Below are 13,799 nucleotides of genomic sequence, written 5' to 3' on the forward strand. Positions count from 1 at the left end.
ATATGAATTCTTCATTATTATGTGATTTTTACGAACTAAGTATGGCTTATGCTTATTTTAAACAAAATATGCATAAGCAAATTGTTTATTTTGAAGTTTTTTTTAGAAAAGCTCCTGATAATGCTTCTTATGCTGTTTTTTGTGGATTAGAACAAATTATAAATCATATTAACCATTTTTCTTTCTCTAAAGATGACATAGATTTTTTGAAAAATACTCAAAAATTTGATGATGATTTTTTAAACTATCTTTCAACTTTAAATTTTAGCGGGGATATACTAAGTGTCCAAGAAGGTGAATGTGTTTTTGCTAATACACCTTTAATGATCATAAAAGCACCTATAATTGAGGCTTTATTATTAGAAACTTTCATACTTTTAACCCTAAATCATCAATGCTTAATTGCTACTAAAGCCAGCAGAATTACTCAAACTGCAAAAGAAAAATTGCTTTTAGAATTTGGCTCTCGTAGAGCTCATGGGGAAAGCGCAGCTTTAAATGGTGCTAGAGCTGCTTTTATAGGTGGTTTTCATGCAAGTGCTTGTACTTTAGCTGGAAAAAAATTCAATATTCCTATTAGCGGAACCATGTCTCATGCTTGGGTACAAATGTTTGATGATGAGCTAAGTGCTTTTAGAGCATATTGTCAAATTTATAAAGATAATATAAGTCTTTTGATTGATACATATGGTTATAAAAAAGGTATTGAAAATGCTATTTTAGTTTTTAATGAGTTAAATGCGCAAGATTCTATGTTTAATTATTCCATCCGTATTGACTCAGGAGATTTGCTTAAAATATCTAAATATATTAGAAAAAAACTAGATCTTGCTGGCTTAAAAAAATGCAAAATCATAGCTAGTAATGCCTTAGATGAGTTCATCTTAGAAAAATTACTAAAAAACAAAGCCCCAATCGATGCTTTTGGTGTTGGAGAAAAGCTTATTACTTCGGCAAGCTCACCTGTTTTTGGAGCTGTTTATAAGCTCGTTGCATTAGAAAAAAACAACCAAATCATCCCTAAAATAAAAATCAGTGCAAGCTCAAGTAAAACAACCTTACCACATGTTAAAAAACTTATAAGGTATTATAAAGAAAATAAAGCAAGTTTTGATGTTTTATACACACATGACGAAAATATCAAAAATTATCAAGGCTATACATATAAAAATTTACATGAGATTATTTTTAAAGATGGGAAATTAGTTTATGAGCTTCCTAATTTGAAAAATATTAAAAAGTATCATAAAAAAAGTCTTGATAGTTTAAATTTTAAGTTAAAAAAGCTTCAAAATTCAAGTATTTATAAAGTAAAAATTTCTAAAAAATTACAAAATGCGCAAAAAACTTACTTAGAAAAAAATTAATCTTTTTTTCTAAGTTTTACTTCATCTTCTACTTCAAGTAAAAATCTATCCACAAGCTCATCTTCTTTTAATTTTGCCACTACTTCGCCATGTCTTATAACTAAACCTTGATTTTTTCCAAAAGCAATCGCCACATCAGCACCCTTAGCCTCGCCCAAGGCATTTACAACACAACCCATAACACTTATATTTAATGGCTCTTTTATATGCTTAGTTTTTTCTTCTACTATTTTAATCGCTTTAATCAAATCACTTTGAATTCTTCCACAAGTTGGACATGAGATGATATTAACCCCGCTTTTTTGCACTCCACTATCTTGTAAAATAGCCCTTGCTACTTTAATCTCTTCTTCAAGCTCCCCTGTCATAGAAACTCTCATTGTATCGCCTATACCTTTTAAAAGCAAATTTCCCAAGGCAATCGAGCTTTTAACCGTACTGTGGAATTTAGTTCCTGCCTCAGTAACCCCTAAATGAAACGGATAATCACAAAGTGGTCTTAGAGCTTCATAAGCTTTTATGGTATTTTGCACATCTGAAGTTTTCATAGAGATTTTAATATCAAAAAAGTCTAAATCTTCTAGTAATTTTATATTATATAAAGCGCTCTTGAGCATAGCTTCTATATTATAACCATATTTATCGCTAAATTGCTTTTCTATAGAACCATGATTTACCCCTATTCTAATAGGAATTTTTCTTTGTTTACAAGCTTGCACCACTTCTTTGATATTTTCTTTTGATCCTATATTTCCTGGATTAATTCTCACCCCATCGATAAATTCAGCACAAAAAACTGCTAATTTATGATTAAAATGTATATCCACTATTAAAGGTAAGGGGCTTTTTGCTTTAATTTCTTTTAAAGCCCTTGCATCTGCCATATCCAAACAGGCTAAACGCACTATATTTGCACCAGCAAAATAAAGTCTGTTAAGCTGCTCTAAACAACCTTCAATATCTCTTGTTTTAGTAAAAAGCATAGATTGTACCGAAATAGGAGCATCACCACCTATTAAAACATTACCCACTTTTATTTGTCTTGTTTTGTATCTTTGATATCCCATCATAATCTCACTTTTTTATTTTATTGTATACTTTTTTGACTTTGTAAAAATTAAAATCAACTAAAATCAACTGGATCTATATCACAAGTAATATTTTTAAAGTTTAAAGCAAAATGCTCAAATTTCACAAGATCTTGATGGGTATTAGCACGTAATAATACATAAAAACGCCATTTTTTATTTAGCATTTCAATGCCACAAGTACCATGGCCTACTAATTGCACTTGTTTTAATTCTTGAACTTTATTAGCTATAAATTCACACAAATTTAAAGCTTTGTTTTTATCCTCATCTTCAACAATTAGTCTTAAAAGTCTTTTAAATGGGGGATAAAGCTCGTTTCTAGCATTTAATTCATCTTTTAAAAAACTATCATAATCTTGTATATATTTTTCAAAAAAAGATCTATTCTTAGTTTGCAAAAGCACCCTACCCTCACCCTTGCGACCTGCACGACCTGCTACTTGCATAGCAAGAGCCAAAGTCTCTTCTAAAGCTTTAAAATTAGGTCTAAATAAATACTCATCAAGCCCCAAAATCACACTCAAATCCACATTGTGATAATCATGACCTTTAGCAAGCATAGAAGTACCTACTAAAATATCAATTTTTTCTTGATTAAAATCTTTTAAAATCATATCAAGCTTTTTTACACTGCTAATCTCATCGCTATCAAATCTTTTTACGATAGGATTAAACTCAGCCAATTCTTTTTCTAAAAGTTCACAAAGCTCTGCTGTACCCATTTTTTTAGCTTCAAGCATAACTCCATTGCAAGTTGGGCAGGTTTGATCGATTTCTTTAGTAAAATTACAATAATGGCATTTTAATGCATTTTTATTTTTATGTAAACTCAAAGCAATAGAACAAAAAGGACATTTGATGGTATTAGCACATTCTTTACATAAAATTTGTCTAAAATTTGCCCTTGTAGGTAAAAATACCACGGATTGCTTTTTATTTCTTAAACTAATTTTTAATTCTAAAAGTAATTTTGATGAAATACTAAGCTCACTCTCATCATATAAAAACTGCTTTTTGCTTTCAAAAAAGGTCCCTTTAAGCCTAAAACAAGGATGTTTGTAAAAACTTACAACACTTGGAGTAGCTGAACCTAAAAGAACTTTTATATGCATTTTTTTTGCTATAAATAAAGCTAAATCTCTAGCATTAATTTTTGGGTTATTGGAAGCTTTATAAGAATTATCATGCTCTTCATCAATAATAATCAAACCCAAATTCTTAAAAGGTAAAAATAAAGCTGATCTAGCTCCCGCTACTAAAAGAGCTTTTGAATTTGCTAAATCTTGCAAGCATTCTTGCTTTTTTTTCTTAGTAATTTTAGAATGCCACAAGAAAAAATGCTCGCCAAAATACACTTTTAATCTTTTTTGCATTTGCGGAGTTAGAGCGATTTCTGGCATTAAAAGCAAAACTTGCTTTCCTTGCTCTAGATATTCTTTTATAAGGCTAATATAAATTTCAGTTTTGCCACTTCCTGTATCACCAAATAGCAAACTAATTTGTTTGGTTTTTATAAATTCTAAAGCCTCTTGTTGATTTTTACTTAAACCAGGTGCTTTTTCTATATGAATTTTTTCATTTTTATACTCTTTAATGCCTTCAAACATACCCAAAACAAAAGCTATTTTACTAGCATAATAATAAGCAATAAATTGAGCAAGTTCGTATTGGTATTGTGTTAGTTTAAAACCTGTTTTTTCTTTTATAGCTTGGGTTTTAAAATCAGGCTTTGAACATTTTTGTAAGATTATAGCTTTGAGATTTTTTTTCCTTGCAAGATCAACTATTACCTCATCTAAAATCTCAAATTCTTCCTCACTTTCATAGGTTAAGGTATCCAAATAATACCCTTTAATAGCAAGTTGATAAAAATTCAAAACCCATAATCCTTACAATTTAAACTCACACATTCTAAAAAAACTTTTTCACTATTATAAGAAAAATCTATGTAATTTTTAGTATTTATGAAAAATCTATATTGAGTGTTTGCTATTTTCATCCATGATTTTTTAGATGAAATGATTGGTTTTTCTAAAACACTGTAGATACATTGTTTTGTATTTTTATGATTTTGAGAATTAGAACATACAAATAATTTTTGATTTTCACTATTTATCAAAGCTTCATCTAAAATTGATGGAAAATCCTTACTTTCTTTAAACAAAAACTGATTTCTAAGTAAAGACAAAGAAGCATTGATAAGCTCCACCTCGCTTTTTACTTGAATGAGTTTAGCATCATTTTTTCCAAAAGAAAAATACGGATAAGCAATTACACTAAGAATAGCAATAATCATCATACAAAAAACAAGCTCTATTAAAGTAAAAGCTTTTTTTATTTGCATTTATTTTATTTCTTCATCGATAGTATTGATAAGTTTATTGAGTTCTTTTTTTAAGATATAGTTTTCGTAGCTAAGTTTTACAAAAGCATTAATGAAATTTGCAAGCTCTATCTTACCTGTACCTCCAGAAATTAAGGCAATCTCATCTTCAAGATGATTTGCAAATTCATTACTGCATGTTACAACAAAGTCTTTTGCATAGACATTAATTGTAACTTTTCTTTGATTATTGCTTGCCAAGAACTGCCTCTATTTTTTTGATCACATCTTCGCTTTCAATATTTTTATTTTTAAGCTCTTCTTCTAAACGCGTGATTTGATTATTTTTAGCTTCATTTTGTGCTTTTACACTTACTAATTCATTTCTTAGATTTTCATTTATTTCACATACTTCATTATATTTAGCCAAAAGCTCATTTACTTTATCTGTCATTGTGTTAATTATTCTTTCATCATACATATTTTATTGCCTTTATTGATTTTATATTTAGAGTATTTTAAACACATAATTGTAACAAAAAAAAATTTAATTTTGCATAGCTTTTTGTTTTAAAATTTAAATTTTTACAAAAAATTTTGTGTAAAATTAGCAAAAATACAAGTTAGGAAAATTTATGTTTGAACTTACTAGTGATTTTAAGCCAAGTCCTGATCAAAAACAAGCCATTGATGGTATAGTAAAAAGCATTCAAGCAGGCAATAAATACCAAACCTTGCTAGGTGTTACAGGTAGTGGAAAAACTTTCACTATGGCAAATATCATTAAAAACTTAAACATGCCCACTCTTATCATGAGTCACAATAAAAGCTTATGCGCGCAACTTTATAGCGAATTTAAAGGTTTTTTTGCAAATAATCATGTGGAGTATTTTATAAGCTACTATGATTATTATCAACCAGAAGCTTATATACCAAGAACGGATGTTTTTATAGAAAAAGATAGCTCTACTAATGAAGATTTAGAAAGATTAAGACTAAGCGCAAGTGCTTCGCTTTTAAGTTATGATGATGTTATTTGCATAGCTAGTGTTTCGGCAAATTATGGTTTGGGAAATCCAAGTGAGTATGTAGGTATGGTTTTAATTTTAGAGCTAAATATGCAAATTTCACAAAAAGAACTTTTAAAAAAACTTGTGGATATGGGATATAAACGCAATGATAATTTCTTTGATAGAGCTGATTTTAGAGTAAATGGAGATATAGTAGATATATATCCGGCTTATTATGAGGATGAAGCTATTAGACTTGAGTTTTTTGGCGATGAGCTTGAGGCGATGTATCATTATAATGTCTTAGAAAATAAAAAAGGTAAAGACTTAAAAAAATTCATACTTTACCCAACCAGTCAATTTAGTGTAGGTGAGACTAGGCTTAAAGAAGCTATTAAAGGCATAAAAGCTGAATTAAATGAACGCCTTGCTTATTTTGAAAATGAAAATAAACTCGTAGAAGCACAAAGGTTAAAACAAAGAGTAGAATTTGACCTTGAAATGCTTCAAAGCACTGGCATGTGTAAAGGAGTTGAAAATTACGCTTTGCATTTAACAGGACTTAAAAGCGGTGATACGCCTTATACTCTTTTTGATTATTTTGCCATTAAAAACCAAGATTTTTTAGTCATTGTAGATGAATCCCATGTATCTTTACCGCAATTTCGTGGAATGTTTGCAGGAGATAGAAGTAGAAAACAAACTTTAGTTGATTATGGTTTTCGCTTGCCAAGCGCCTTAGATAACAGACCTTTGATGTTTGATGAATTTATTAATAAAAATTGCAAATTTTTATTTGTTTCAGCCACGCCTGCACCTTTGGAACTAGAATTAAGCAAAAAAAACATTTTTTATCAAATTATGCGCCCAACAGGACTTTTAGATCCTAAAATAGAAGTCAAAGATAGTGATAATCAAGTTGAAATTTTATATGATGAAGCTAAAAAAGTTATAGAACGTAACGAAAGAGTTTTAATCACTGTTCTAACCAAAAAAATGGCTGAAGAGCTTAGTAAATACTACTTAGAGCTTGGCTTAAAAGTAAAATACATGCATTCAGAAATTGACGCAATTGAGCGTAATGAAATCATCCGTGGTTTAAGAAGTGGTGCTTTTGATATTTTAATAGGTATTAATCTTTTAAGAGAAGGGCTTGATTTACCTGAAGTTTCTCTCATAGCAATTATGGACGCAGACAAAGAAGGTTTTTTAAGAAGCACCACTGCGCTCATTCAAACCATGGGACGTGCGGCTAGAAATGTAAATGGCAAAGTATTGCTTTTTGCCAAAAAAATTACAAAATCTATGCAAGAAGCCATTGATACTACCAACGAAAGAAGAGTCTTGCAAGAATCTTATAATAAAAGATATAATATCACGCCAACTTCAGCAAAAAGGAATATAGAAGAGAGTTTAAAACAAGATCTTGAGCAAGGAGAAATTTATCGCAAAGGCAAAGAACTTGAAAAAATTCCTGCGAAAGAACGCGCTAAAATAGTAAAAGAACTAAGAAAACAAATGCTAGAAGCAGCTAAAAATCTTGAATTTGAAAAAGCAGCAATGCTTAGAGACGAGATTAATAAACTAAGAATTTTATAGGAGCAAAAATGAAAAAAATACTCACACAAATTGTTGTCTTTTATTTCTTATTTATAAGTATATTTTCTATTAATAGGCTTTTGATGCAAAATGGTTTTATTTCTCAAAAAATCATACAAAGTAATTTCTATGATATAGTAAAAATGTATTTTTACGGAATTTACCATGATATAAGATTTTTAAGTATTGCTTTTTTACCACTTTTAATTTGTGGATTTCTTGCCTTGATATTTTCCTATCTTAACTATAAAAAAGTAATATTTGCGGGGGGGGGTATATAGACTATATAGCGTTATCTCAAGTGTTTATATAACATTTATAGCTATTATAAGTGTTATTTTTTCTTTTGCAAAATATTACTACTATGAACTTTATAATGACAAATTTAATATTTTTTTATTTAGTATAAAAAATGATAATATTAGTACTATTTTAGATATTATCTATAATGATTACCCTGTCTTAAAAATTTTACTTTTAGCTTTATTTATTTCTCTATGTTGTGTATTTTTAAATTTAAAAATTTTATATTATAAAACCACCAAAAACAACTATAAAATTCATACTTTATTATTTTTAAATATCATTTTAATTTTTATATACATTTTAGCTCTTAGAGGACCATTTAAACATGTTGCTATTAATGTTCAAAATTATTCTTTTAGTGAATTCAAAGTTGTAAATGATATTATGCTAAATCCTATAATGGCTTTTGCTTGGGCTCATAAACAATACAAAGAAGAACAAAAAATACCCTCAATTGACGATAACACTGCAAAAGAAATTCAAAGCAAATTGTTTCCATATATGGACATAAGTCAAAATAATCCTATAGCAGATACTATAAAACCGAGTATCTTTTTAAATATAATGGAAAGTTTTGGTTTAGAAATTAATGAGTATAGTTCTAAAGAAATAAACTTTTTAGGTGAATTAAAACAACATTTTGAGGAAGATTTTTTATTTGAGAGATTTTTACCATCAAGCAATGGAACTATACCTAGTTTGACAAATTTATTATTTATAAGTCCATTTTCAAATATTTCAACTAGTAAATTTCAAACAATAAAACTGCCTCTTACTCCTATTGAAATTTATAAAAAAGCGGGTTATAAAGTTATTTTTATAAGTGCAGGAAATGGATCTTGGCAAAATATAAAAGAGTATTTAAAAACACAAGGAGTAGATGAAATTATAGATGAAAACAGCATAATTAATTCTTATCCTCAAGCCAAAACAACACAAAATGGCTATGGAATAGCTGATGAATTTTTATATAAAAAAGCATATGAGATATTACAAGATAATCCCCATAAAACATTAATCATTGCCCTAACAATATCAAATCATCCACCATATTTAGATTATAATATAAAAATCAATCACGATCAAATACCAAATGAGCTATTAAAACTTCTTCCATATAATCATAAAAAACAACTAGCTATATTAAAAGCATATATTTATGCAAACAATGAATTTGGAAAATTTTTAAGCAAAATAAAACAAAGTAAGTTAAAAGATAAAATCATTATAGCCGCTACAGGAGATCATAGGACAAGAGATTTAAAAAATAACCTATATAATACAAAAGCCTTTTCTTATGGTGTTCCTTTTTATTTATATATCCCAAAAGCACTACAATACAATATTAATTATAATAAAAATAGAGTAGGATCACATAAAGATGTATTTCCAACCTTATACAACATAAGCCTTAATAAGATAAAATACATTAGCATGGGTGGAAGAAATATGTTAGGCTTAACCGAAAATGAAAAACTAGAATTTGGAATAAACGATGTATTATGGATTGATAATCAAGGTGTATATACTGCAAACAAGGGATATTTTTTCGAAAGTAACACTTCAATCAAAAACACAAATCAAGAAATTATTTTAGATAAATACCACAAAAAATTTCAAGAATTATATTATAAGTTAAACTGGTGGCAACTTAATAAAAGATTAAACAATTAAATAAGCTAAGATAAACTTAGCTTATTTGTTTGCTCTTTCTATATATTCACCGCGTACAGTATCAACACGGATTACCTCTCCTTCTAATACATGGAAAGGAATTTGTACTACTGCACCTGTTTCCAAAGTAGCTGGTTTTTTATTCGACCCTTGAGTATCACCTTTGAAATTTGGTGCTGTTTCGATGATTTTTAGCTCCATTACTTGAGGTACTTCCACACCAATTGCTTTTCCATTATGGAATAAAACATCTACCATAGTTCCATCAAGCATCCATTTTTTAGCTTCACCCACATCTTCATCACTAATTGCAACTTGCTCGTAAGTTTGAGTATCCATAAATTGACAATTTTCACCATCATCATACAGATATTGCATTTGTTTTTCTTCTAAATTTGGAGATTCGCATTTATCTCCTGCATGGAAAGTTTTTTCCAAAACCTTACCATCAATAAAAGATTTAATTTTAATACGCACAAAAGCAGGACCTTTTCCTGGTTTTACATGTTGATATTCTACAATTTTAAAAGGAATACCATCAATTTCTATCTTTAAACCTTTTTTTAGATCTCCCATTCCATAAGAAGCCATATATTTTCCTTAATTTTAAAATTAAAAAATAATTGTAACAACTAAGGCTTATAAAAAGCCTTAAATTTCTGCATATTCTGCAAAAATACAAGCTTCAACTGCTCTTAATTCTTCAAGCAAAGCTTTTGAAATTTTTGTATCAAGCAAAATTACAGCTAAAGCTTTTCCAAAACCATTTCTACCGAGTCTAAAATCAGCTATATTGACATTATTTTTAGCCAAAATTCCACTAACATTAGCTATAACCCCTGGTATATCATTATTATTTAAAATAATCATCTTACCTTTAGGCTTAAAATCTACATCAAAACCATTTAATTCCACTATTCTTTGCTCATTTTCACCAAAAATAGTTCCTGAAATAGAAAGATTAGAGTTATCAGTAATTACTTTTATGGTAATTTTATTACTATAGCCACTACTTGGTAAAATACAAGAAGAAAGCTCAACACCTTTGTCTTTAGCTACAAAATGTGCGTTAATATAATTAATATTTTCACCTAAAATTCCTCTTAAAACACTCACTGTTGCAAAAGTTAGCAAAGATTCATTATACTCACCAATTTGCCCTTCACTTTCAAGTCTAATAGCCTTAATAGGGGTTTTATCAAGCTGAGCAGCCAAAAAACCCATTTTTGAAATAAGCTCTATATAAGGCTCTACAAAACTTGGTAAATCTTCAGTTTTAATCGGTAAATTTAAAGCATTTGGATAAGAAATTCCTCTTACAGCATTTAAAGCTTGCTCGCATGCTTGGATAGCTATATTTTCTTGACTTTCTAAAGTATTTGCACCAAGATGAGAAGTAACAGAAACATTTTCAAAGTCTAAAAATGGATGATTAATTGCGGGTTCTTTATTAAATACATCTATACCAAGCCAAGCTATTTTACCACTTTTTAACCCCTCACACAAAGCATCTTCATTATAAAGACCGCCTCTAGCACAATTTATCAATCTTACACCATCTTTCATTTTAGAAATTTCTTCAAAAGAAATCATATCTGTTGTTTCTTTTGTTTTTGGTGTATGTATAGTAATAAAATCACTTTGAGTTAAGATTACATCTAAAGAATTTACACATTCAATACCTAAATCAGTCATTTTAGAAGCTACCACATAAGGATCATAAGCAATAACTTTCATACCAAAAGCTTTTGCGCGTACAGCTACTCTTGAACCTATATTACCAAAACCTATAACCCCTAAAGTTTTGTTCATAAGTTCAACACCATACCACTTTTCTCTTTCCCATCTTCTTTGTATCTTTAAAAAATTATGAGCATTTACAAAAGATCTTGCAGAGCATAATAGATGATTCATAGTAAGTTCGACTGCTGCTATAGTATTAGCCGTTGGCACATTCATCACTATAATACCTTTTTTAGAGCATTCATCTATATCAACATTATCAACTCCAACGCCTGCTCTAACTAAAGCTTTTAAATTAGAACATGCATTGATAAATTTCAAATCCACATCCGTTGAACTTCTAGTAATAGCTACATCTACATCACTTAATTTTGTTAAAAGATCATCTTTAGATAAATGTGCCGCTTCAATAAGTTCTACATCATCAGCTTTTCTTAAAAGCTCCACGCCTTTGTCTAATATTGCATCACATACAATAATTTTTTTCATAACCAAACCTCCTTTAATTTTGCATTTATGTTGTAAATTTTTAATTTGTCAATCAGTGCGTTTAAAACTTTTTCGTTATTTGTATCTAAATAAATAGCCACCTCATCTTTACTTTGCGTTAAAGTGTATTTGATAAAAAAAGAATGCAAGGTTTGCTTTAAACAAAACATAGAATAAACATCGTTTTTATTTACATCAAGCATATAAAATTTTTGTTTTGGCTTTACTACAGAATCATCCATATTAAAACTCATATAAAATTCATTTGCTGCTGGAGAAAAATTATTAATTTTAAGATTTGAAAGTTTTTCTTGCCAAGTTTGCGGCAATTCTTTTTTTATCTCATCAAAAGAATATTTAACATTTTGTGAGATAGGTAAATTTCCAACACTTACATATCTCACCATAAAAACAAAAGCAACAATCAAAACTAGGCTTAAAAAGCCTAAAATACCATAAAGGGTATATTTTTTCATTTTTTATTATGAAAGTTGATCTTTGATAATATCACCTAAAGTTACTTTATCATTATCATTGATTTCGTTTAACGCTTCTCTTTCTTTCATTCTTGCAAGACTTTTTACGCTTAAACGAATTCTATTTTTCTTTTCATCAATAAAAACAATTAAAGCCTCTATTGTATCACCTACTTTTAAACTTGAAAAGTCAATATTGCCTAAATCTTCTTTGTGAATTAGTGCATCAACACCCTCTTCAAGTTCTACAAAAACTCCAAAATCTTTAATATCTCTAATTTTTCCTGAGATAATATCATTTACTTGATGTTTTTGCGCATAGACTTGCACAGGACTTTTTTGCAATTCTTTGGTGCTTAAAGAAATTTTTTGATTTTCTTTATCTAGTTTGGTGATTTTAACTTCTACAACATCACCAACCTTATACATATCTTTGCATTTATCGTTTCTATTCCACGAAGCATCTTCATTGTGCAATAAACCTTCTAAGTTTGCAATTTTTACAAAGGCACCAAAATTAGTCACAGAAGTAACACTACCTTTTACCACATCACCTACTTTATGTGATTTTAAAAATTCATCAAAAGGTTTTGTTAATAAATTTTTTAAAGAAACTCTAAGTCTTCTTTCTTTAGCATTAATCTCAATCACTTCCACATCAAGCTCTTGACCTTCACTAATATAATCTTTTGGATTTTTAGCATTTTTATCCCAAGAAATTTCACTTATATGCAAAAATCCTTCTATATCATTTCCCAAATCAACAAAAGCACCGTATGGTTCTATATTTGAAACTGTAACCTTAATGGTGTCACCAACCTCTAAACCATCTTTAATTTCATCCCAAGGATCAGGCATAGCAAGTTTGATAGATAAAGAAAGGTGTTTTTTATCTTTGTCATATTTAATCACTTTTACGGGAACCTTATCACCTTCGCTATATAAAGAACTAGGATTTACAGGTCCTTTATAAGAAATTTCACTATAATGAACCAAACCATCAACACCACCTACATCAACAAACATACCATAAGTAGTGATTTTTTTGACAATGCCTTCTATGATTTCTTCTTGATTTAACACATTTGAAATAATCTCTTTGCGTTTTTTTCTTTCTTCATCTACTATTTTTTTTCTAGAAATTACTATACTTTGAGCTTCTTTGTCTATTTTGATGATTTTAACTTTGAAAGTCTTATTGATGATATTGTTTGAATCTTTAAAGCTACTTTGTGATTTTGGTAAGAAAAACTCTACTCCATTTTCATCCACAGCTACAAAGCCACCTCTATTTTTACCAATGATTTTTACATCAAACATACTTTCATCATCTTTATAGTTATCAATAAATTCTTTAACTTTTTGCTTTCTTAAAGCTTTTTTATGAGAAAGTAAAGATCTGCCACCGCGAGAACCTACTATAGCAACTTCTAATGTATCGCCTTCTTTGAAGATAAAATCGCCTTTATCATTTTGAATTTCTTCTATTGCTAAAATACCTTCTGATTTTTGCCCTACATTTACAAATACCTCATCGCCTTTAATCGCGACAATTATACCCTGTGTAGTTGCCTCCTCATCAGACTTAAAAGACTCTTCAAGCATTTGCTCAAAATCTTCTTCTATGATAATATCCTCTAGTCTGTTTTGAACTTTTTTGTTCACCTCGCTCATCGTGGTCCTTTGTTTTAAATTTTAATTCTTGATTATAGTATTGTTTT

The 13,799-nt window shown here is 29.0% G+C and carries 13 protein-coding genes; 4 read left to right on the plus strand and 9 right to left on the minus strand.

All coding sequences use genetic code 11. From position 1 onward, the window contains the following. Positions 1–2: 2 nt before the first annotated feature. Entirely contained in the window at positions 3–1,367 is a 1,365-nt protein-coding gene (locus EL235_RS05910) for a nicotinate phosphoribosyltransferase (protein WP_126341011.1), read from the plus strand. On the opposite strand, the gene ispG is transcribed toward EL235_RS05910, so the two are convergent. Genes ispG through EL235_RS05935 form a run of 5 tightly spaced genes read right to left on the minus strand, consistent with a single transcriptional unit; the run spans position 1,364 to position 5,262 of the window. Then, positions 1,364–2,434 carry a flavodoxin-dependent (E)-4-hydroxy-3-methylbut-2-enyl-diphosphate synthase gene (gene ispG, locus EL235_RS05915; protein WP_126341198.1) on the minus strand — a complete coding sequence of 357 codons (1,071 nt, stop codon included), beginning with the start codon at positions 2,432–2,434 and terminating at the stop codon, positions 1,364–1,366. The two genes, EL235_RS05910 and ispG, sit on opposite strands and share 4 nt — an antisense overlap. Before the next feature lie 56 nt (positions 2,435–2,490). Then, complete coding sequence (locus EL235_RS05920) at positions 2,491–4,335, minus strand: primosomal protein N' (protein WP_126341012.1); 1,845 nt, start codon at positions 4,333–4,335, stop codon at positions 2,491–2,493. Further along, positions 4,332–4,802, minus strand: a complete 471-nt coding sequence (locus EL235_RS05925; protein ID WP_039626789.1) for a type II secretion system protein — start codon at positions 4,800–4,802, stop codon at positions 4,332–4,334. Before EL235_RS05925 ends, EL235_RS05920 begins: the two co-directional genes overlap by 4 nt. Next, a complete protein-coding gene (locus EL235_RS05930) occupies positions 4,803–5,042 on the minus strand; it encodes a hypothetical protein (protein WP_039626790.1) in 240 nt (79 codons plus the stop codon). After that, positions 5,029–5,262, minus strand: coding sequence for a hypothetical protein (locus EL235_RS05935; RefSeq protein WP_039626791.1), 234 nt, complete (start codon positions 5,260–5,262; stop codon positions 5,029–5,031). Before EL235_RS05935 ends, EL235_RS05930 begins: the two co-directional genes overlap by 14 nt. Before the next feature lie 154 nt (positions 5,263–5,416). Here EL235_RS05935 and uvrB point away from each other — a divergent pair, with 154 nt between their 5' ends. The 3 genes from uvrB to EL235_RS05945 are packed head-to-tail and all read left to right on the plus strand — an operon-like array spanning position 5,417 to position 9,370. After that, complete coding sequence (uvrB, locus tag EL235_RS05940) at positions 5,417–7,390, plus strand: excinuclease ABC subunit UvrB (RefSeq protein ID WP_126341013.1); 1,974 nt, start codon at positions 5,417–5,419, stop codon at positions 7,388–7,390. Positions 7,391–7,398: 8 nt separating this feature from the next. Further along, entirely contained in the window at positions 7,399–7,671 is a 273-nt protein-coding gene (locus EL235_RS08110; protein WP_232017384.1) for a hypothetical protein, read from the plus strand. After that, the gene (locus tag EL235_RS05945; RefSeq protein WP_232017385.1) at positions 7,652–9,370 is read left to right on the plus strand and encodes an LTA synthase family protein; all 1,719 of its coding nucleotides are present in this window, start codon (positions 7,652–7,654) and stop codon (positions 9,368–9,370) included. The genes EL235_RS08110 and EL235_RS05945 overlap by 20 nt, the downstream gene beginning before the upstream one ends. 21 nt (positions 9,371–9,391) lie before the next feature. Here EL235_RS05945 and efp read toward each other — a convergent pair whose 3' ends face one another. From efp to EL235_RS05965, 4 genes are read right to left on the minus strand one after another with little or no spacing between them, the layout of a single operon-like run. Next, positions 9,392–9,961, minus strand: coding sequence for an elongation factor P (efp, locus tag EL235_RS05950; RefSeq protein ID WP_039618934.1), 570 nt, complete (start codon positions 9,959–9,961; stop codon positions 9,392–9,394). Positions 9,962–10,021: 60 nt separating this feature from the next. Beyond that, complete coding sequence (locus EL235_RS05955) at positions 10,022–11,602, minus strand: alpha-ketoglutarate reductase / D-3-phosphoglycerate dehydrogenase (protein WP_039626795.1); 1,581 nt, start codon at positions 11,600–11,602, stop codon at positions 10,022–10,024. Continuing rightward, positions 11,599–12,078 carry a hypothetical protein gene (locus EL235_RS05960; RefSeq protein ID WP_114640538.1) on the minus strand — a complete coding sequence of 160 codons (480 nt, stop codon included), beginning with the start codon at positions 12,076–12,078 and terminating at the stop codon, positions 11,599–11,601. The genes EL235_RS05955 and EL235_RS05960 overlap by 4 nt, the downstream gene beginning before the upstream one ends. Positions 12,079–12,084: 6 nt before the next feature. Further along, complete coding sequence (locus EL235_RS05965) at positions 12,085–13,752, minus strand: 30S ribosomal protein S1 (RefSeq protein WP_039626799.1); 1,668 nt, start codon at positions 13,750–13,752, stop codon at positions 12,085–12,087. Positions 13,753–13,799: the final 47 nt, after the last annotated feature.

It is taken from the genome of Campylobacter lari (assembly GCF_900638335.1).
GTDB lineage: Bacteria > Campylobacterota > Campylobacteria > Campylobacterales > Campylobacteraceae > Campylobacter_D > Campylobacter_D lari_E.

Excerpts from the sequence above, each read along its gene's own strand:
- EL235_RS05910 (WP_126341011.1), top strand. The coding sequence starts at position 3 with ATGAATTCTTCATTATTATGTGATTTTTACGAACTAAGTATGGCTTAT.
- ispG (WP_126341198.1), bottom strand. The coding sequence starts at position 2,434 with ATGGGATATCAAAGATACAAAACAAGACAAATAAAAGTGGGTAATGTT.
- EL235_RS05925 (WP_039626789.1), bottom strand. The coding sequence starts at position 4,802 with ATGCAAATAAAAAAAGCTTTTACTTTAATAGAGCTTGTTTTTTGTATG.
- EL235_RS05935 (WP_039626791.1), bottom strand. The coding sequence starts at position 5,262 with ATGTATGATGAAAGAATAATTAACACAATGACAGATAAAGTAAATGAG.
- uvrB (WP_126341013.1), top strand. The coding sequence starts at position 5,417 with ATGTTTGAACTTACTAGTGATTTTAAGCCAAGTCCTGATCAAAAACAA.
- EL235_RS08110 (WP_232017384.1), top strand. The coding sequence starts at position 7,399 with ATGAAAAAAATACTCACACAAATTGTTGTCTTTTATTTCTTATTTATA.
- efp (WP_039618934.1), bottom strand. The coding sequence starts at position 9,961 with ATGGCTTCTTATGGAATGGGAGATCTAAAAAAAGGTTTAAAGATAGAA.
- EL235_RS05955 (WP_039626795.1), bottom strand. The coding sequence starts at position 11,602 with ATGAAAAAAATTATTGTATGTGATGCAATATTAGACAAAGGCGTGGAG.
- EL235_RS05960 (WP_114640538.1), bottom strand. The coding sequence starts at position 12,078 with ATGAAAAAATATACCCTTTATGGTATTTTAGGCTTTTTAAGCCTAGTT.
- EL235_RS05965 (WP_039626799.1), bottom strand. The coding sequence starts at position 13,752 with ATGAGCGAGGTGAACAAAAAAGTTCAAAACAGACTAGAGGATATTATC.